This window comes from Frigoribacterium sp. Leaf172 (assembly GCF_001424285.1).
Lineage (GTDB): Bacteria > Actinomycetota > Actinomycetes > Actinomycetales > Microbacteriaceae > Frigoribacterium.
Genome location: NZ_LMPB01000004.1, coordinates 126621 through 145632, shown reverse-complemented (window position 1 = coordinate 145632; position 19012 = coordinate 126621). Strand labels below are relative to the sequence as shown.

The 19012-nt window shown below is 71.0% G+C and carries 21 protein-coding genes; 4 read left to right on the top strand and 17 right to left on the bottom strand.

Features of this window, described 5'->3' with window-relative positions:
• Window positions 1–33: 33 nt before the first annotated feature.
• The 3 genes from ASF89_RS13620 to ASF89_RS13610 form a co-directional block, all read right to left on the bottom strand.
• On the bottom strand, window positions 34–972 hold the full coding sequence (locus ASF89_RS13620) for an NmrA family NAD(P)-binding protein (RefSeq protein WP_055815818.1): 939 nt from the start codon (window positions 970–972) through the stop codon (window positions 34–36).
• 85 nt (window positions 973–1057) lie between these two features.
• Window positions 1058–2266, bottom strand: a complete 1209-nt coding sequence (locus tag ASF89_RS13615; protein WP_055800915.1) for an alcohol dehydrogenase catalytic domain-containing protein — start codon at window positions 2264–2266, stop codon at window positions 1058–1060.
• Window positions 2267–2399: 133 nt separating this feature from the next.
• Window positions 2400–3140, bottom strand: a complete 741-nt coding sequence (locus ASF89_RS13610; protein WP_055800918.1) for a ZIP family metal transporter — start codon at window positions 3138–3140, stop codon at window positions 2400–2402.
• Window positions 3141–3264: 124 nt separating this feature from the next.
• Here ASF89_RS13610 and ASF89_RS13605 point away from each other — a divergent pair, with 124 nt between their 5' ends.
• A complete protein-coding gene (locus ASF89_RS13605; protein WP_055800922.1) occupies window positions 3265–4314 on the top strand; it encodes an LLM class flavin-dependent oxidoreductase in 1050 nt (349 codons plus the stop codon).
• A gap of 7 nt (window positions 4315–4321) precedes the next feature.
• Here the strand turns inward: ASF89_RS13605 and ASF89_RS13600 are convergent, their stop codons facing one another.
• The 14 genes from ASF89_RS13600 to ASF89_RS13535 form a co-directional block, all read right to left on the bottom strand.
• Window positions 4322–4648, bottom strand: coding sequence for an excalibur calcium-binding domain-containing protein (locus ASF89_RS13600; RefSeq protein ID WP_055800927.1), 327 nt, complete (start codon window positions 4646–4648; stop codon window positions 4322–4324).
• 120 nt (window positions 4649–4768) lie between these two features.
• Window positions 4769–6751, bottom strand: coding sequence for a cytochrome c oxidase assembly protein (locus ASF89_RS13595; protein WP_200937190.1), 1983 nt, complete (start codon window positions 6749–6751; stop codon window positions 4769–4771).
• Between the two features lie 185 nt (window positions 6752–6936).
• Window positions 6937–7224, bottom strand: coding sequence for an HU family DNA-binding protein (locus ASF89_RS13590; RefSeq protein ID WP_043595940.1), 288 nt, complete (start codon window positions 7222–7224; stop codon window positions 6937–6939).
• A 98-nt stretch (window positions 7225–7322) separates the two neighbouring features.
• The gene (gene rpsN / locus ASF89_RS13585; protein ID WP_055800930.1) at window positions 7323–7628 is read right to left on the bottom strand and encodes a 30S ribosomal protein S14; all 306 of its coding nucleotides are present in this window, start codon (window positions 7626–7628) and stop codon (window positions 7323–7325) included.
• Between the two features lie 2 nt (window positions 7629–7630).
• Complete coding sequence (gene rpmG / locus ASF89_RS13580) at window positions 7631–7798, bottom strand: 50S ribosomal protein L33 (RefSeq protein WP_043595944.1); 168 nt, start codon at window positions 7796–7798, stop codon at window positions 7631–7633.
• Entirely contained in the window at window positions 7798–8034 is a 237-nt protein-coding gene (gene rpmB, locus ASF89_RS13575) for a 50S ribosomal protein L28 (RefSeq protein WP_022885355.1), read from the bottom strand. The genes rpmG and rpmB overlap by 1 nt, the downstream gene beginning before the upstream one ends.
• A 240-nt stretch (window positions 8035–8274) precedes the next feature.
• The gene (locus tag ASF89_RS13570; protein ID WP_055800933.1) at window positions 8275–8712 is read right to left on the bottom strand and encodes a Fur family transcriptional regulator; all 438 of its coding nucleotides are present in this window, start codon (window positions 8710–8712) and stop codon (window positions 8275–8277) included.
• Between the two features lie 18 nt (window positions 8713–8730).
• The gene (locus tag ASF89_RS13565; protein ID WP_055815815.1) at window positions 8731–9624 is read right to left on the bottom strand and encodes a metal ABC transporter permease; all 894 of its coding nucleotides are present in this window, start codon (window positions 9622–9624) and stop codon (window positions 8731–8733) included.
• Window positions 9621–10421 (bottom strand): ATP-binding cassette domain-containing protein, encoded by an 801-nt coding sequence (locus ASF89_RS13560; RefSeq protein WP_200913502.1) that lies wholly within the window; start codon window positions 10419–10421, stop codon window positions 9621–9623. Before ASF89_RS13560 ends, ASF89_RS13565 begins: the two co-directional genes overlap by 4 nt.
• 74 nt (window positions 10422–10495) lie before the next feature.
• Window positions 10496–11506 (bottom strand): metal ABC transporter solute-binding protein, Zn/Mn family, encoded by a 1011-nt coding sequence (locus tag ASF89_RS13555; RefSeq protein ID WP_055815865.1) that lies wholly within the window; start codon window positions 11504–11506, stop codon window positions 10496–10498.
• A 132-nt stretch (window positions 11507–11638) separates the two neighbouring features.
• The gene (locus tag ASF89_RS13550; RefSeq protein ID WP_055815812.1) at window positions 11639–13225 is read right to left on the bottom strand and encodes a dihydrolipoamide acetyltransferase family protein; all 1587 of its coding nucleotides are present in this window, start codon (window positions 13223–13225) and stop codon (window positions 11639–11641) included.
• A gap of 11 nt (window positions 13226–13236) precedes the next feature.
• Window positions 13237–14202, bottom strand: a complete 966-nt coding sequence (locus ASF89_RS13545) for an alpha-ketoacid dehydrogenase subunit beta (RefSeq protein WP_055801264.1) — start codon at window positions 14200–14202, stop codon at window positions 13237–13239.
• Between the two features lie 77 nt (window positions 14203–14279).
• The gene (locus ASF89_RS13540; RefSeq protein ID WP_055815808.1) at window positions 14280–15446 is read right to left on the bottom strand and encodes a thiamine pyrophosphate-dependent dehydrogenase E1 component subunit alpha; all 1167 of its coding nucleotides are present in this window, start codon (window positions 15444–15446) and stop codon (window positions 14280–14282) included.
• 30 nt (window positions 15447–15476) lie between these two features.
• Window positions 15477–16544, bottom strand: a complete 1068-nt coding sequence (locus ASF89_RS13535; RefSeq protein WP_082490043.1) for a histidinol-phosphate transaminase — start codon at window positions 16542–16544, stop codon at window positions 15477–15479.
• 108 nt (window positions 16545–16652) lie between these two features.
• Here ASF89_RS13535 and ASF89_RS13530 point away from each other — a divergent pair, with 108 nt between their 5' ends.
• Genes ASF89_RS13530 through purB form a run of 3 tightly spaced genes read left to right on the top strand, consistent with a single transcriptional unit; the run spans window position 16653 to window position 18948 of the window.
• Window positions 16653–17060, top strand: a complete 408-nt coding sequence (locus ASF89_RS13530; protein WP_055800945.1) for a phage holin family protein — start codon at window positions 16653–16655, stop codon at window positions 17058–17060.
• Window positions 17057–17569 carry a low molecular weight protein-tyrosine-phosphatase gene (locus tag ASF89_RS13525; RefSeq protein ID WP_255354992.1) on the top strand — a complete coding sequence of 171 codons (513 nt, stop codon included), beginning with the start codon at window positions 17057–17059 and terminating at the stop codon, window positions 17567–17569. The genes ASF89_RS13530 and ASF89_RS13525 overlap by 4 nt, the downstream gene beginning before the upstream one ends.
• The gene (gene purB / locus ASF89_RS13520) at window positions 17566–18948 is read left to right on the top strand and encodes an adenylosuccinate lyase (RefSeq protein ID WP_055815803.1); all 1383 of its coding nucleotides are present in this window, start codon (window positions 17566–17568) and stop codon (window positions 18946–18948) included. The genes ASF89_RS13525 and purB overlap by 4 nt, the downstream gene beginning before the upstream one ends.
• Window positions 18949–19012 lie beyond the last annotated feature (64 nt).

The window sequence follows — 19012 nt, the reverse complement described above, 5'->3', positions numbered from 1 at the left end:
CGAGCATCCCCGGGTCGGACGGCGAGCCCGACCCTAGGCCGACCCCGACCCCGACCCCGACCCCGCTCCGCCCGTCGCGGCGACGTGCGCCGCCAGCACGTCGCGGACGTGCGTCCAATCGAGCACGCCGTACCGCTCGTCGTCGACGTGCCGCAGCTGCGCCTCGCCGCTGAACATGCTCACGAAGTACTGCATCCCCTGCCAGGCCGGGAACGTCGCGTCGCGGTCCGTCGACAGCAGCCTGCCGATCCGGCTCATCACCGAGAGCGTCCCGGCCGTGCCGGCCCACTGAACCCGGTGGGAGGCGCCGGTCACCTCGGTCATGATGCGCGCCACATCGCGGGCCGACAGGTGATCGCCCGCCATCTCGACGACGCGCGGGGCGCCGTCGTCGAGCACCGCGAGGGCCGTGACCCGCGCGACGTCGTCCTTCGTCGTGAAGTCGAGCACCTGGTCGGCCGACGACCAGAAGAGGACGAGCCGGCGACCCGACAGGATCATCGGGGCGTCGCCGGTGAGGAGCTCGGCGAACATGCCCGTGAGGATCGACGTCGCCCGGACGGGTGCGGCGTCGACCTCGGCGGCGAACTCGCGGCGCAGGTCGAAGTTGCGATTCGTGCCGGGCGTGATGCGCCGGTAGTCCGCCGAGTAGTCGGACGGGATGAAGCGCGGCACGCCCGCGGCGACCGTCGCCGCGAGGAGCGCTCGCTGCGCGTCGACGATCACGGGGCGGGTCCCGCTGACGGCCGACACGACGACGTCGGCCCCCGAGACGGCCGCCGTCAGAGACTCGTGGTCGTCGTAGCCGGCGGTGACGACGTCGACGCGCGGGTCGTCGCCGAACCGCGCGGAGGCGGCGCCGCCGCCCGGACGCGTGAGCACGCGGACCCGGACGTCGCGGGCGAGCAGCTCGCGGACGATCCGGTGACCGAGATCGCCGGTGGCGCCGGCGACGAGAGCGGTGGTGGTCATGGCGTGCGCCTCACTGTCGGGTGGTGGAGGGGCGCGGTCGACCCGCGCCTCCTCGGCCATCACACCACGTCCCGCGCCCGGGGCCCTACGACGCGACGAGCTCGACCTTCAGCCAGCCCGGCTCGCGTCGATCGAACGCCTCGTAGGCCTCGATGGCCGATGCGACGCCCTCGTGCTCGGTGATGAACGCCGTCGGGTCGAACCGGCCCGAGGCGACGAGGTCGATGAGCGGCGGCGTCACCGCGTGGTGGTCGCAGTTGCCCATGCGGATGGTGAGGTTCTTCAGCATCGCCTCGCCGAACGGGAACGAGGTGACGGTCGGCGAGTAGACGCCGATGACCCCGATGCGTCCGTACTTCGCGACGACCTCGACGGCCCACCGCAGCGCCTGCGTCGGTGCGTTCCCGGGAACCCACTGGTCGCCCGTGGGGTCCGCGTCGGGGGCGACCTGCTCGACCTCGGCCGCGAACTCGGCGGCCGTCGCGTCGTCGGGGGCCGCCGGCCCGTGCGCGGCGTGCTGCGCGTCGACGCCGACGGCGTCGATCACGGCGTCGACGCCCACCCCGCCCGTCAGGCGTTTGATGGTCTCGACGGGGTCCTCCTCGTCGAAGTCCACGATCTCGGCGTTCTGGGCGAGGGCCTGCGCGAGGCGGGTGGGCTCGCGGTCGACGACGAGCACGCGGCTCGCCCCCTGCTGGAACGCCGACGCGATGGCGAACTGGCCGACGACGCCCGCCCCGAAGACGGCGACGACGTCGCCGCGGGTGACCCCGGCGAGCTCCGCCCCGAACCAGCCCGTCGGGAAGATGTCGCTCAGCAGGATCGCCTGCTCGTCGCTGACCGTGTCGGGCAGCCGGTGCATCGTGTTCTGCGCGAACGGCACGCGCACCTGCTCGGCCTGCAGGCCGTTCACCGGCCCGGTCGAGGCGGGCCCGCCGAAGAAGCACGTGCCGGCGTCGGGGCCGTTCGGGTTGGCGACGTCGCACTGCGCCGTCTGCCCCATCCGGCAGTACCGGCAGCTGCCGCACGAGACGGTCGAGTTGATGACGACGCGGTCGCCGGGGCTGAAGCCGCGCACATCGTCGCCGACCTCGGTGACGACGCCGACGGCCTCGTGCCCGAGGATCGTCCCCTCGGTCATGGGCGCCATCGTGCCGCGGACGAAGTGCAGGTCGGTGCCGCAGATGGCGCTGCGGGTGATGCGGACGACCGCGTCGGTGGGGTCGATGATCGCGGGGTCGGCGACCTCGTCGAGTCGGATGTCTCCGATGCCGTGCCAGACGACTGCTTTCATGGTGGTCCTTCCTCTCGGGGCACTCGCGTGCCAGGCGCCACGGTAGGCGGCCCGGATCGCAGCCGACGTGTGTCGTTCCCGTGAGAACGGGGGACCGATCCCGAGGAGGCGCGGGTCGGCCGCCTGCCCCGCCTCAGCCGAGCTCGTGAACCGCGTAGCTCGCGATGAAGCCGACCACCGTCACGAGTCCGGTGAGCGTCTGCGTCCTGCGGAACGCCTCGGGGATCATCGTGTCGCAGATCATCGCGAGGATCGCGCCGGCGGCGAACGCCATGACGAACGACTGCCCGCCCTCGGCGACGGAGCCGAGCAGCGCGTAGCCGCCGAGGGCCGAGAGCGCGCAGACGACGGCGATGCCCGACCAGAGGCCGAAGACGTAGCCGGCCGAGCGCCCCGACGACTTGAGGTCGGCGGTGCTCGACATGCCCTCGGGGATGTTCGAGATGACGACCGCCACGAGGATCGCCACGCTCAGCGATCCGCCGCCGGTGAGGCTCACGCCCTGCACGGCCGTCTCGGGCACGCCGTCGAGCAGCGCGCCGAGTGCGATGCCGAGCCCGGTCCCGCCGGCGGCGCCTCCTCGGCTGTGGCGCTTCCGCCGGAACCCGCCGTGCTCGAGCAGCTGGTCGAGCACGACGTAGACGACGGCGCCGGCCAGCACGCCCACGATGGTCGGCAGCAGGCCGCCGCTGCTCGTCGCCTCCGCGACGAGGTCGAACGAGAGCGCCGAGATGAGCACGCCGGCGCCGAAGGCCATGACCAGGGCGATCACCTCGCGGGGGACCTTCACCCACCAGGCGACGGCCGCCCCGGCGACGAGCGACAGCCCCGACAGCAGGCCGGCCGCCGTCGCGAGCAGCAGAGGAGAGAGCACGGGTCCGGTCTAGTCCCGACTCGGCCGCGTGTCCGCAGGAGGTGCGGCTCCGCACCTGCTGGACGCGCGCCTCCTCGGGGCGTACAATTCATGCAAACGCATGAACAGCACGGTCAGGAGTCCCATGTCACACCCCCTCGAGTTCGGCCTCGACACCTTCGGCGACGTCACCGAGCGCCCCGCGGGCGCCGACGGAGCCGGCACCCTCATCAGCCACGCCCAGGCGATCCGCGACCTGATCGACCAGGCCGTCCTGGCCGACCGCGTCGGGCTCGACTTCATCGGCGTCGGCGAGCACCACCGCGTCGACTTCGCCGTCTCGGCCCCCGAGGTCGTGCTGGCCGCGATCGCCGCCCGCACCGAGCGCATCCGCCTCGGCTCGGCCGTCACCGTGCTGAGCTCCGACGACCCCGTCCGCGTCTACGAGCGCTTCGCCACCCTCGACGCGGTGTCGAACGGCCGGGCCGAGGTCATCCTCGGGCGCGGGTCGTTCACCGAGTCGTTCCCGCTCTTCGGCCTCGACCTGCAGGACTACGAGAAGCTCTTCGAGGAGAAGATCGAGCTGTTCGCCGAGCTGCTGAAGGACGAGCCGGTCACCTGGCAGGGCAGCGTCCGCGGGTCCCTCAGCGACCAGTGGGTCTACCCCCGACCCGAGTCCGGCACCCTCCCGACGTGGGTGGGCGTCGGCGGGTCGCCGCAGTCGGTGATCCGCGCCGCGCACTACGGACTGCCGCTGTTCCTCGCGATCATCGGCGGGCAGCCGGCCCAGTTCGCGCCCTACGCCGACCTGTACCGCCGTGCGCTGACCGAGTTCGGCAAGCCCTCGCAGCCCATCGCGATGCACTCGCCCGGCTTCATCGCCGACACCGACGCCGAGGCGATGGAGATCCTCTACCCCTACCAGGAGGAGCAGACCAACCAGCTCGGACGCGAGCGCGGCTGGCCGCCCTACTCGCGCCCGCAGTACGAGCAGAGCGCGAACCCGACCGGTGCGCTCTACGTCGGGTCGCCCGAGACGGTGGCGCAGAAGATCGCGAAGAACCTCACGCTGCTCGGAGCGTCGCGCTTCGACCTCCGCTACAGCATGGGCCGCCTGCCGCACGAGCACATGATGCGCAGCATCGAGCTCTACGGAACCGAGGTCGTGCCCCGCGTCCGCGAGCTGATGGCCTGAGGCCCGGTCAGCTCTTCTCGCAGGCGATGCCGTCCTTGTCGCGGTCCATCTTCGCGTTGGCGTCGTAGAGGGCCTTGTCGAACTTGACCGTGCCCTTGAGCTTGCGCTTCTCGACCGTGCCGTTCGACTTCTTGACGAGGTTGACCTTCACGCCGGGTCTGGCGATCCCGCCCGAGAACGCCTTCTGCACCGCGGTGCAGTTCGCGTAGGCCTTGGGGGCGGCGTGGGCGGGTGCCGCGCCGCCGAGGGTGAGTCCGCCCCCGAGGGTCAGGCCGGCGGCGACGGCGAGGGCGACGAACGTCACTCGGGTGCGGGCGAGGGCGGTGGTGGGCATGGGGTCCTCTCGACGTGCTCGGGCAGCACCTGTCGAGAATGCCTCACGTCATCGCCGCGGGACAGCCCCCGATCGGGTGTGCGCGTCCCGGGCGCCCCGAGCGCGGCGGCTGCGGTCGCTTCAGCGCCCTCGGTCGCTCCGCGCCAGCGCCCCGAGCTGCTCGTTGTACGCCTTCAGCTCGGCGTCGTCGTCGCGGTCGGCCTTGCGGTCCTTCCGCTTGGCCTCGCGGCTGTCGCTGCGGCTCCACATGATGGCGACCGCGATGGCGAGCGACACCGTCGGGATCTCGCCCACGCTCCAGGCGATGCCGCCGGCCGCGTACTGGTCCTCCATCGGGGTGGCGCCCCAGGTGCGGCCCATGGCGCCGTACCAGTCGGCGAGGAACAGCCCGGTGCTCGTCATGATGCTGAGTCCGAAGAACGCGTGGAACGCCATCGTCGCCAGCAGCACGAGCAGGCGCATCGGGTAGGGCAGGCGGCCCTTGACGGGGTCGATGCCGATCATCGACTGCACGAACAGGTACCCGACGATCAGGAAGTGCACGATCATCCAGTAGTGCCCGAGGTGCGTCGTCGTGGCCCAGCTGAAGAGCGACGTGTAGTAGAAGACGAAGAGCGACCCGGCGAAGAGGACGGCCGACACGATCGGGTTGCTGATGACGTGCGCGTAGCGCGAGTGCACCAGGATCATGATCCACTCGCGGGGGCCGCGGGTGCCGTCCGTGCGCTTGTGGATCGCGCGGAGGGCCAGCGTCACGGGGGCGCCGGGGACGAGCAGCACGGGAACGACCATGCCGAGCGCCATGTGGGCCAGCATGTGCGCGCTGAACAGGTACTCCTCGTAGACGTTCGGTGCGCCGCAGGTGATGTAGAACAGCACGACCATGCCGGCGACCCACGAGACGGTGCGTCCGGCCGACCAGCGGTCGCCCCGGCGGCGGAGGCGCACCACGGCGGCGAGGTAGAAGAAGACGCCGAAGGCGCACAGCAGCGCCCAGAGCATGTCGGGGTTCCACTCGGTGATCCAGCGCATCGGCGTGAGCTCGGGCGGCAGCAGCTCTTCCGTGAGGATCTCGGCCGGGGTGGGGTCGGCCAGATCGGCGGCGGCGACCTGCTCGACGGGGGTGGCCGTGCGACCGAGGGCGGCGGCGACCCCGGACGCGATGCCCATGAACGCGAGCTCGGCCGTGATGAACCACCAGAACAGCCTGGTGGTCGCCTTCGGGTGGGTGGTCATGCGCGCGACCAGGAACCGCCGCTGGACGACGCCGAAGAGCCCGAGCCCGACGAGGGCGAACGTCTTGATCAGCACGAGCACCCCGTAGCCCGTCGTCAGCGCCGACCAGCTGCCGATCCGCAGGGCGGCGCTGCCGATGCCCGAGACGGCCACGACGACGAAGCAGACGATGGCGAGGGTCGAGTAGCGCGAGAGCACGATGGCCAGGCGACCCGTGTCGAACGAGCCCCGCAGGAGCGCCAGGGCGATCAGGCCGCCGAGCCAGACCGAGGCGCCCACGAGGTGGAGGGCGAGGTTCGTGACCGCGGCGTCGTGCCCGCTCGAGCCGGCCGCGTGACCCTGCTGGGCGATGGGGATCAGCCCGCCCATGGCGAGCAGCGTGACGCCGATCAGCGCCCAGATGTTGCGGACGACGAAGCAGAGCACCGTGACGGCGGCGGCGATCAGCGTCGTGATGAGCCATGCGTTGCCGAGCTCGGTGTCGGTGAGGAAGAACGCGAGCGTGCGCCCGAACTGGTCGTCGAAGGTGACGGCCACGTTGGCGACGCTGAGGAACGTGAAGAACGTGGTGACGGCCGACGCGACCGCCCAGAACCCCGCGGCGCCGGCGGCGATGTCGAGCGCCCGGTCGTACTCGGGTCTGGTCCGCGCCAGGGCGAAGCAGGTCAGGGCCAGGGTGCCGATGGTGGCGGCGGCGCCGATGTTGTTCATCATCTTGGCGATCGGCAGCCCGTAGCGGACGACCTCGCCCGGGTCGACGACCAGCGGCGCGTCGGCGGCCCCACCCAGCTTCAGGGCGACGAGCAGCGACGCGAACGCCACGAGCACGAGGAGTGCGGGCCCTGTGATGCGGGTGAGTTTCGGCACGGGTTCCAGCCTAGGTCGGGTGTCCTGGGTGCGGACGCGGATCGTTCGGCTCCGAGAGACCGAGGCGGTCGCCGGGGCGGAGCCGAGGAGGCGCGGGTCGGCGACCGGCAGCACCCGCCGCCCGGCGCGCGAAAGGGGGTGCCGACCGAAGTCGACACCCCCTGGGCTTCGTGAGAAGCGGAGGACTACTTGACGGCGGCCTTGAGCTTGCTGCCGGCGCTGACCTTCACGCTGTCGCTCGCGGCGATCTCGAGAGCCTCACCCGTCTGGGGGTTGCGGCCCGTGCGAGCGGCGCGGTGCGTCTTCTCGAAGGCGATCCATCCGGGGATGGTGACCTTGGTGCCGTCGGCGACGGACTTCGAGACGACGGAGAAGAAAGCGTCGACGACGCCGCTGACGGCGGCCTGGCTCTGGCCGGACTCGGAAGCGACAGCTGCGACGAGCTCGGTGCGGTTCAGTGACTTGTCAGCCATGTGATTGTCCTCCTCGGACTTCGTTCGTAAGACGAGACGCGGCGTTCACCGCGTCCGTGCGGTAACAGGCCCGAGGGCCCTGTGGAACCGCGTAAAACCTACCAGGAAGACTTCGTGATGCCCGGAAGCTCACCGCGGTGAGCCATGTCACGGAAGCGGACACGGCTGATGCCGTACGCCTTGAGGTGACCACGGGGGCGTCCGTCGACCGAGTCGCGGTTGCGGAGGCGGACCGGCGACGCGTCGCGGGGCAGCTTCTGCAGACCGCTGCGAGCGGCCTCGCGGCTCTCGTCGGTGCCGTTGGGGTCGATGAGCGCCTTCTTCAGCTCGAGACGCTTCTCGGCGTAGCGGGCGACGATGACGGCGCGCTGGTTGTTCTTCGCGATCATGCTCTTCTTGGCCATTTTTAGCGCTCCTCGCGGAATTCGACGTGCTTGCGGATCACGGGGTCGTACTTCTTCAGCACGAGGCGATCGGGGTTGTTACGACGGTTCTTCTTGGTCACGTACGTGAAACCGGTGCCCGCCGTCGAGCGGAGCTTGATGATGGGACGGACGTCCTGCTGACGAGCCATTAGATCTTCTCCCCACGAGCGAGAAGGTCCTTCACGACCGACTCGATGCCACGAGCGTCGATGACCTTGATCCCCTTGGCGCTGAGCTGCAGGGTCACGTTACGACGAAGCGACGGCACGTAGTACGTCTTCTTCTGGATGTTCGGGTCGAAACGACGCTTCGTGCGTCGGTGCGAGTGCGAGATGTTGTGTCCGAAGCCGGGGATGGCTCCAGTCACCTGGCATGTTGCTGCCATGGTCTTTCCTCCGTAGATACCGTAGGGGCACCCCGTTCTGCGAACGGAAGTCCTCTACCCAAGGTCACTTGTCGGCGCGCGTCGTCCCGGTGACTCCGCAGGGCGGGGTCGATGTGGCTCGGGATTCGGTGCACATGGGCGCAGAGAGCGCCCAACCAAAGAGCAAGAGTACGCGACACGCCCGGGAAGACGCAACCCGCGCCTCCTGAGGGTCGACGGCGGCAGCCGAGGAGGCGCGGCTCAGTCGCGCGACGGAGCCCGCGTGACCGCCGGGTCGCGCCCCGCGGCCTTCTCGGCCGAGCACGCGGCGCAGAGGCCGAAGACGTCGACGATGTGCTGGGCCTCGGTGAAGCCGTGCTGTGCGGCGACCTGCCGCGCCCAGGTCTCGACGGCGTCCGCCTCGATCTCGACGGTGGTGCCGCAGACCCGGCAGATGAGGTGATGGTGGTGCGTTCCGGGGGTGCAGGCGCGGTAGAGGCTCTCGCCCTCCTGCTGCAGGGAGTCGGCCGACCCGTCGTTGGCGAGATCGGACAGGGCGCGGTAGACCGTCGCCAGGCCGATGGGCGATCCCGCCTCGCGCAGCTGGGTGTGCAGCGACTGGGCGCTGACGAAGCCCTCGCTGCTGCCGAGCGCCTCGCGCACGGCCTCGCGCTGCCACGTGTTGCGCCGGACTACCATTTCGCACCGCCGAGCATCTCAGGCCTCCTGTTTCGCGGCCAAGGCTACCCGCGCCGGTCGGCGGGGCCTGAGCGTCCGCGCGTCGCGACTTCGCCCGATGAGGCGGCAGACGAGCCAGATGGCGAACGAGATGGTGGTGACGTAGGGGCTGATCGGCAGGCCGCCGCCGAGCGCGAGCAGGATCCCGCCGACGACGGACGTCACGGCGAAGGCGATGCTCAGCAGCGGCACGAGGCGGGGGTTGACCGTCAGGCGCAGGGCGGCCGCGGCGGGTGTCACGAGCAGCGAGAGCACGAGCAGGGCGCCGACGATCTGCACCGACACGGCGACCGCGAGGCCGAGCACGAGCATGAAGACGATGCTCAGCGTGCGCACCGGCACGCCGGCGGCGGCCGCCACGTCGGGATCGACGCTCGCGAAGGTCAGGGGCCGCCAGATGACCAGCAGCGTGACGATCACGACGGCCGAGATGGTCATCAGCCAGCCCAGCTGCGGGTTGTCGACGGCCACGATCTGACCCGTGAGGAGGCCGAAGCGGTTGGCCGACCGGCCCTGGTACAGCGCGAGGCAGAGGATGCCGATGCCCAGGCCGAAGGGCATGAGCACGGCGATGATCGAGTTCCGTTCGCGCGCCCGCGAGCCGAGCAGTCCGATCAGCAGGGCGGCCACGACGCTGCCGACGACGGATCCGGCCACGACGTTCGCGCCGAACAGCAGAGCCGCCGACGCGCCGGCGAACGAGAGCTCGCTGATGCCGTGCACCGCGAACGGCATGTTGCGGGTGAGCACGAACGGCCCGATCAGACCGCCGACGAGACCGAGCACCGCACCGGCGATGATCGAGTTCCGCACGAGGGCGACGAGCTCGCCGAAGTCCTGGAACGAGAAGAGCTGGGCCCACAGGTCGGTCATCGCGGGCCTCCGCCGTCGTCGAGCGGTTCGAGGTGGTGGTCGTCGTGCCCGTGGCTCCCGACGATGACGATGCGCCCCATCGTGCGGATGACGTCGACGGGCGTCCCGTAGAGCTCGCTGAGCACGGATGCCTGCAGCACCTCGTCGGGCGTGCCGATGCGGAACGAGCCGCCGGCGAGGTAGAGCACCCTGTCGACGACGTCGAGGATCGGGTTGACGTCGTGCGTCACGAAGACCACCGCCGTCTCACGTGCACGGCGCTGTCGGTCGAGCAGCTCGGTGACGCCGCGCTGGTGGCGCAGGTCGAGCGAGATCAGGGGTTCGTCGCAGAGCAGCAGGGCGGGATCGGCGGCGAGGGCCTGACCGACGCGGGCCCGCTGCTGCTCGCCGCCCGAGAGAGAGGCGACGGGGGCATCGGCGAACGACGTGGCGCCGACCTCGTCGACGAGAGCGTCGATGGCGGCCCGCTCGCTCGGGCTCTCCCGGCGGAGGCCCCACCGGTGACCGGTGACGCCGAGGGCGATCATGTCGCGGGTCCGCAGGGGCGTTCCCGCCTCCATCAGACGCTGCTGGGGGACGTAGCCGATGCGGCGGTGGCCGCGGGCGACGGGCTGACCGAGGAACTCGATCGACCCCGTCGTGAGCTCCTGCTGACCGAGGATCGTCCGCAGCATCGTGGTCTTGCCGGCCCCGTTCGGTCCGAGCACGGCGATGAACTCGCCGGGGGCGACGTCGAGGTCGAGCCCCGACCAGAGGGTGCGGCCGCCGAAGCCGACGCCGGCGTCGCGCAGGCGCAGCACGGCGTCGCCGCCGCGCCCGGCCGAGGAGGCGCGGGTCGCGACGGCGGGGGAGTCGTCGGGGGATCCCTGGGTCACCGGTCGAGTGCCGCCTTGATCGCGTCGATGTTGCTCTGCTGCCACGAGATGTAATCATCCCCCTCCGGGAGGAGTTCCGTGACCGGCACGATCGCGACGTCGGCGTCGGTGGCGGCCTTCTCGACCGCCTCGGTCTCGGGGCTGGAGGTCTGCTCGTTGTACGCGAGCAGGTCGACCCGGCCGTCGGTGAACATCTTGAGCGTCTCGTTCAGCACCGCCGGAGACACGTCGTCGCCCTCCTCGATGGCCTCGGAGAAGGAGGCGGGGGTCACGTTCACGAGACCCATCTCGTCGAACAGGTAGCCGGGCACGGGCTCGGTGTAGGCGACCGACTCGCCGTCGTGGGCCGTCTTGATCTCGGCCGCCTGGGTCTCGAGGTCGGCGACGTCGTCGGCGAACGCGGCGGCGTTCGCGGTGAAGACGTCGGCCTGCTCGGGGTCGAGCTCGCCGAGTTCGTGCGCGATCTCGTCGGCGAGGGCGCCCATGCTGTGCAGGCTGTAGAACACGTGCTCGTTGAAGGCGCCGTGCTCGTGGTCGTGCTCGCCGTCGGCCTCGTCGGCGTGCTCGTCGTCGGAGTGGCCCTCGTCGGCGTGCTCGTCGTCGGAGTGGCCCTCGGCCTCGGGGTCGAGCCCCGAGACGTCGACGGCGTTCACGACGACCGCCGAGGTGTCGCTGGCGCTGATCATGGTGTCGACGAAGGCGTCGTACCCGCCGCCGTTCTCGATCACGAGGTCGGCGCGCGACACCGCGAGCTGGGTGCGGGCGTCGGCCTCGTACGAGTGCGGGTCCTGCGAGGGGTCGCTGATGATGCTGGTGACGTCGACCGCGTCGCCGCCGACGGTCCGGGCGATGTCGCCGTAGACGTTCGTCGACGCGACCACCGAGATCGCGCCTCCTGAGGTGTCGTCGCCCGTGGCGCCCGCGTCACCGCTCGACGAGCAGCCCGAGAGGACGAGGGCTGCGGCGGCGGGCAGCGCGAGCAGGGGCAGGGTGCGGCGGAGGCTCATGACGGCCACGCTATTGCTACTGATAATGATTGTCAAAACCGCCCCCGGCTGTCCCGCCGACGCGACACCCCGGAACCCGCGTTGCACCCCGGGATTCCGGGGTGCAACGCGGGTCCCGGGGTGTGACGCGACCTAGTCGAGCAGCAGCGCCGGCTCTTCGAGCACGCTCGCCACGTCGGCGACGAACCGGCTCGCGACGTCGCCGTCGACCACGCGGTGGTCGAAGCTCGCGCCGATGGTCGTCACCATGCGGCTGCGGACCTCGCCGTCGACGACCCACGGCTTCTGCTTGATCGTGCCGAGGGCGACGATGGCGACCTCGCCGGGGTTGAGGATCGGCGTGCCGGTGTCCATGCCGAAGACGCCGATGTTCGTGATGGTGATCGTGCCGTCCTGCATGTCGGTCGGCGTCGTCTTGCCGTCGCGGGCCGTCAGCGTCAGCTGCTCGAGCGCCTGGGCGAGCTCGAGCAGGCTCATCGACTGGGCCTCCTTCACGTTCGGCACGATCAGGCCGCGGGGAGTGGCCGCCGCGATGCCGAGGTTGACGAAGTGGCGGACGAGGATCTCCTTGTCGGTCCACGCGCTGTTGACCATCGGGTTCCGGCGCACGGCCCAGATGATCGCCTTCGCCATGATCAGCAGCGGCGACACCTTCACGCCGGCGAACTGCGGCGAGTTCTTCAGGCGCTTGACGAACTCCATGGTGCGGGTGGCGTCGACGTCGACGAAGAGGCTCACGTGCGGCGCGGTGAAGGCCGACGACGTCATGGCCCGGGCGATGGCCTTGCGGACGCCCTTGACGGGGATCCGCTCGATGCGCTCCTCGCCCCACTCGGGCGTCTCGATGTTGCGGAACACGCTCGCCTGCTGCGCGTGACGGATGACGTCGTCGCGGGTGACCTCGCCGGCGAGACCGGTCGGCTGGACGCTCGACAGGTCGACCTCGAGGTCTTTGGCGAGCTTGCGGATCGGCGGCTTGGCGATGATCGGCAGGGCCTGCGCGGCGGGGACCGACGTCGTCGGGCGCCGGCGGGCCTGCTCGGCGACGCGCAGCTGGCGCGCGTCGACCTCGCTCTGGGCGGGCTTGCGGCGACGGGTCGAGCCCGAGCCGCCCGCGGCCCCGTAGCCCACGAGCACGGCGCCCGAGCCGCCGTCGGAGGACTCGTCGTGGGCGGAGGCGACCGAGCCGGTCCCGCCGCTCGCCGCGACGGCGTCCGCCGAGGGGGCGGGTGCGGCGGGTGCGGCCGGAGCCGCGGCGGCCGCCGCAGGAGCCTGAGCCTGAGCCGCCGGTGCGTCGTCGGAGCCGCCCTCCGAGGAGGCGCGGGTCGTCACGACCGGGATCGACGCGGTGTCGAGGCCCCTGGCCCGCTGCTCGGACAGCGCCTCTTCGTTCTGCGAGATGATCTGGGCGGTGCGCGCCAACCCGCCCGACTCGGACGCCTCCGCCTCGGCGGCGCGATCGCCGGGGGTGCGGGGCGCTCCGCCCTCGCCGATGGTGATGATCGGGGTGCCGACGTCGACCGTCTCACCCGAGGCGACGAGCACGCTCTCGACGACCCCCGCGTACGGGGAGGGGAGCTCGACGAGCGACTTGGCGGTCTCGATCTCGACGAGCACCTGGTTGATCTGGACGGTGTCGCCCGGGGCGACGCGCCATTCGACGATCTCGGCCTCGGTGAGGCCCTCGCCGACGTCGGGCAGAGCGAATTCGCTGGTCATGAAGATCTCTCTCAGTACGCGAGTGCGCGGTCGACGGCTTCGAGGACGCGATCGGCGTCGGGCAGGTACAGCGTCTCGAGCTTCGCGGGAGGGAAGGGGGTGTCGAAGCCGCTGACGCGCAGAACGGGAGCTTCGAGCGAGTAGAAGGCCTTCTCGGCCACGGTCGCGGCGATCTCGGATCCGACGCTGACGAACCCGGGGGCCTCCTGGGCGACGACGAGTCGGCCGGTCTTGCGGACCGACTCGAGGATGGGCCCGTAGTCGACGGGGGACAGCGAGCGGAGGTCGACGACCTCGGCGCTGATGCCCTCGCCCGCGGCGATCTCGGCGGCCTGCAGCAGGGTGCTGACCATCGCGCCGTGACCGAGCAGGGTGACCTCGGTCCCGGTGCGGACGACGCGGCTGGCGTGCAGGGGGGCGTGCGGATCGGCGAGGTCGACCTCGCCCTTGGGCCAGTAGCGGCTCTTGGGCTCGAAGAACATGACGGGGTCGTTCGACCGGATGGCCTCTTGGATCATCCAGTACGCGTCGTGCGGGGTGCTCGGGCTGACGACCCGCAGACCCGCCGTGTGCGCGAAGTACGCCTCGGGGCTCTCCTGGTGGTGCTCGACCGCGCCGATGTGCCCGCCGTAGGGCACCCGGATCACGACGGGCATCTGGAGCGAGCCCTCGTGGCGGGCCGTCATCTTCGCGAGCTGCGAGGTGATCTGGTCGAAGCCCGGGTAGATGAAGCCGTCGAACTGGATCTCGACCACGGGGCGGAAACCGCCCATGGCGAGTCCGATGGCGGTGCCGACGATGCCCGACTCGGCGAGCGGGGTGTCGATGACCCGGTTCGCGCCGAACTCGGCCTGCAGCCCCTCGGTCACGCGGAACACGCCGCCGAGCGTGCCGATGTCCTCGCCCATGAGCAGCACGCGGGGGTCGTCGGCCATGGCCTTGCGGAGACCGGCGTTGATCGCCCGGCCGAGCGGCATGGTCTCGAGGGAGGAGCGGGTGGCGTCGCCGGTCGACGTCGCGTCGCCGCTCGTGATCGGGTTCGTGGCGGTGTCGGTCATGCGCGTCCTCCGTCGGTGGCGGCCGTGGTCGGGTCGGCGTCCTGGCCGAAGCTGCTCTCGTACGAGGCGAGCCACTCGCGCTGCTCGCGCATGACGGGGTGGGGCTCGGAGTAGACGTGGTCGAACATCGATCGCGGTTCGGGCTTCGCGAGCTCGAGGGTGCGTCGACGGATGTCGGTGCCGAGGTCGTCGCCCTCGGCGTCGAGACCGGCGAAGAAGGCGTCGCCTTCGCCTCGGGAGCGGAGGAACGCCTCGAACCGCTCGATGGGGTCGCGCGCGATCCAGCTCTGGAGCTCGTCGTCGGTGCGGTACTTGGTCGGGTCGTCGGACGACGTGTGGGCGCCGATCCGGTAGGTCATGGCCTCGATGAAGCGGGGCCCGGCGCCGCTGCGCGCGGCGTCGAGGTCGCGGCGGCTGACCGCGTAGCTCGCGAGCACGTCGTTGCCGTCGATGCGGGTGCCGGGCACGCCGAAGCCGATGGCCCGGTTGACGAGCGGGGTGCGCGACTGGGTCGCGACGGGCACGCTGATCGCCCACTGGTTGTTCTGCAGGAAGAACAGCTCGGGGGTCTGGAAGCTGGCGGCGAAGACGAGCGCCTCGCTGACGTCCCCCTGGCTCGTGGCCCCGTCTCCGAAGAACGTGACGACGGCCTGGTCGACCTCGGGGTCGCCCGTCGCGGTCTTGCCGTCGAGGGTCAGGCCCATCGCGTAGCCGGTGGCGTGCAGCGTCTGCGAGCCGATCACGAGCGTGTAGACGTGGAAGTTCCCGCGGTCGGCGGGGTTCCAGCCGCCGTGCGTGTGGCCGCGCAGCAGACGGAGGATGTCGACGGGATCGACGCCCTTGGCCAGGGCGACGGCGTGCTCGCGGTACGACGGGAACAGGTGATCGTGGGGTCGCGACGCATGGGCCACGCCCACCTGCGCGCCCTCCTGGCCGTGGCTCGGCACCCAGAGGGCGAGCTGACCCTGGCGGGCGAGAGCGGCGGCCTCGCGGTCGAACCGCCGGGTGAGCACCATGTCTCGGTGCATGGCCCTCAGCTGATCATCGCCTAGGGCGTCCACGTACGGTCGCAGCTCGGAGCCGGCCTCGGACTCGACGAGCCGACCCGCCGGATCGAGCAGTTGGATCGTCGTGACGCCGTGATCCGCATCGATGTAAGACATGTCGTCCAATATACCCGCGGCCACATGCCGTCAGAGTGATGAGTTCCGGCGCACCTGCTGGGCGGCGCGCAGCAGTCTGTCGACCGACGCGGGCTCGCCGATGGTGATCCGGATGCCCTCGGGGGCGAAGGGTCTGACGACGATGCCGTGGTCGGCGAACACCCCTGCGGCGGTCGCCGTCTGCTCCCCGGTCGGCAGCCAGACGAAGTTGCCCTGCGCCTCCGGGACGTCCCAGCCCTGGTCGACCAGCGCCTGCCGCACCTGATCGCGCAGCATGGCGATGCGGTCGACGCGGGTCATCAGCTCGGCTTCGTGGGCGAGCGACGCGAGGGCGGCCGCCTGACCCTGCTCGGTGACCGAGAGCGGGATCGCCGTGGCCCGGGCGGCGTCGAGCACCGAGGAGGCGCCGATCGCGTACCCGACGCGCAGTGCGGCCAGTCCGTACGCCTTCGAGAAGGTGCGGAGCACGACGAGGTTCGGGTGACGCTCGGTCAGCGACTCGCCATCGACGGCGTCGGGGTCGGTGACGAACTCGGCGTACGCCTCGTCGAGGATGACGAGCAGGTCGTCGGGCACGGCCGCCATGAACGTCTCGAAATCATGGGTCGACACCGTGGTGCCCGTCGGGTTGTTGGGCGAGCAGACGATGACGAGCCGCGTGCGCTCGGTGATCGCCGCCGCCATCGCGACGAGGTCGTGGCTGCCGTCGGCGCGGGTGGGCACCTGCACGCTGGTGGCGCCGGCGACGGTGACGAGCCCGGGGTAGGCCTCGAACGAGCGCCAGGCGTAGACGACCTCGTCGCCGGGGGCGGCGGCGGCCTGGATGAACTGCAGCAGCAGCGAGACGGAGCCCGCGCCGACGTGCACCTCGTCGATGGTGACGCCGGACTTCTCGGCCAGGGCGCCCCGCAGGGCCGAGGCCGTGGCGTCGGGGTAGCGGTTGACCGTGACGGCGCCGCGGAGGGCCTCGACGACGGCCGGCAGCGGCTCGAACGGGTTCTCGTTCGACGACAGCTTGAAGGCGTCGGGCGACGCCTGCTTGCCCTGTCGGTACGGCGGCAGGGCGGCGATCTCGGGGCGAAGTCGAACGGGAGTCATCACCCGGCCACCCTACGGGCTGCCCCCGACGGATGACGCGGCACCGCGCCTCCTCGGCCGGGGGCTCCGCACTACCGCGTGAGGGCGCCGGTTCGGCATGATGGGGGCATGACCCGATTCATCGTGAGGCTGCTCATCAACGCCGTGGCCCTCTGGCTGACCACGCTGATCGTGTCCGGGGTCGCCGTCGACCCCTACGGCCCCGGGGGCACCACCGAGACGGTGCTCACGTACCTCCTGGTGGCGTTCATCTTCGGGGTGGTCAACGGCATCGTCGGCACGGCGATCCGCGTCGTGGCGTTCCCCCTCTACATCCTCACGCTCGGGCTGGTCTCGCTGATCGTCAACGGCCTGCTGCTCGGCATCGTCGCCTGGATCTCGGGGCGGATCGGCTTCGGCCTCGAGATCGACGGCTTCTGGTGGGGCGTGCTCGGCGCCCTCGTGCTCGCGATCCTCGCGTGGCTGATCGGCATCGTCATCCGCCCGATCGTCGAGTCCGGCGACCGTCGGCGGTGAACCGCTTCAGCGTCTGCTTCGTCTGCACCGGCAACATCTGCCGGTCTCCGATGGCCGAGACCGTCCTGCGGTCGATCGCGGACGCCGCGGGGCACGGCGACGACCTCGTCATCAGCAGTGCGGGCACGGGCGACTGGCACGTCGGCGAGGGCGCCGACCCGCGCACGGAGGCCGCGCTCTCGGCTCGCGGATACGATGGCTCACGGCACCGGGCCAAGCAGTTCGGCGCCGACGACTTCGCCCGGCACGACCTGGTCGTGGCGTTCGACAGGGGTCATGAGCGCGTCCTGCGGTCGTGGGCGACGAACGACTCCGACCGCTCGAAGGTGCGACTGCTGCTGACCTTCGACCCGGCCGCCGCACCGCGCGCCGGCGTCCCGGGCACCGACGTGCCCGACCCCTACTACTCCGACGCCGCCATGTTCGACACCGTTCTCGACCTCGTCGAGCAGTCGTGCGCAGCACTCTTCCGCCAGATCGAACCAGCACTCCGCAAGGGACCCTCATGACGTTGCCCCCTCAGCCCCTCAGCCCGCTCGACGGCCGCTACCGCGCCTCCGTCGGCTCCCTGGGCGACCACCTCAGCGAGGCCGGTCTGAACCGCGCCCGGGTGCACGTCGAGGTCGAATGGCTGATCGCGCAGACCGACCGCGGGGCCTTCGGGTCGAGCCCGCTCGACGAGGGGCGGAAGGGAGCCCTGCGCGCGATCGTCGCCGACTTCGGTCAGGAGGCCATCGACGAGCTCGCCGGCCTCGAGGCCACCACCCGCCACGACGTCAAGGCCGTCGAGTACTTCGTGCGTGCGCGCCTCGCCGACCTCGGTCTCGACTCCATCGCCGAGCTGACCCACTTCGCCTGCACCAGCGAGGACATCAACAACCTCTCGTACGCGGTCACGGTCAAGGCCGCCGTCACCGACGTCTGGCTGCCCGCCTTCGACGCGGTGCTGGCCGCCCTGTCGCAGTGGGCGACCGACGCCCGCGACGTCCCGATGCTCGCGCACACGCACGGTCAGCCCGCGACCCCGACGACCGTCGGCAAGGAGTTCGCCGTCTTCGTCCACCGCCTGCAGCGTCTGCGCGCGCAGATCGTGGCCACCGAGTACCTCGGCAAGTTCAGCGGTGCGACGGGCACGTTCTCGGCGCACGTGGTCGCGGACCCCTCCGCCGACTGGCCCGAGATCTCGCGCGGCTTCGTCGAGGACAGCCTGGGTCTGGTCTGGAACCCCCTCACCACCCAGATCGAGTCGCACGACTGGCAGGCGGAGCTGTACTCGCGGGTCGCCCACGCGAACCGCGTGCTGCACAATCTCGCGACCGACGTCTGGTCGTACATCTCGATGGGGTACTTCACGCAGATCCCGCAGGCCGGCGCCACGGGGTCGTCGACGATGCCGCACAAGATCAACCCGATCCGCTTCGAGAACGCGGAGGCGAACCTCGAGCTCTCGTGCGCCCTGCTCGACTCCCTCGCGTCGACCCTCGTCACCTCGCGTCAGCAGCGTGACCTCACCGACTCGTCGACGCAGCGCAACATCGGCGTCGCGTTCGGGCACTCGATGCTCGCCCTCGACAACCTGCGCCGCGGCCTCGGCGAGATCGCCGTCGGCACGGCCGCGCTCGAGGCCGATCTCGACTCGAACTGGGAGGTGCTCGGCGAGGCGATCCAGACCGTCATCCGAGCCGAGGTCGTCGCCGGCCGCTCGTCGATCGCCGACCCCTACGCGATGCTGAAGGAGCTGACTCGCGGCAAGCGGACCGGCCAGGCCGAGCTCGTCGCCTTCGTCGAGGGTCTCGACATCGGAGACGACGCCAAGCGACGTCTCATCGCCCTGACACCGTCGACGTACACGGGCCTCGCGTCGCAGCTGGTCGACCGCCTGGCCTAGCCCGCCCGGCGGGGCCGCGGGACGATGCGGCGGGTCGCTGTCATCCGCGGCGGGTCAGCGCTGA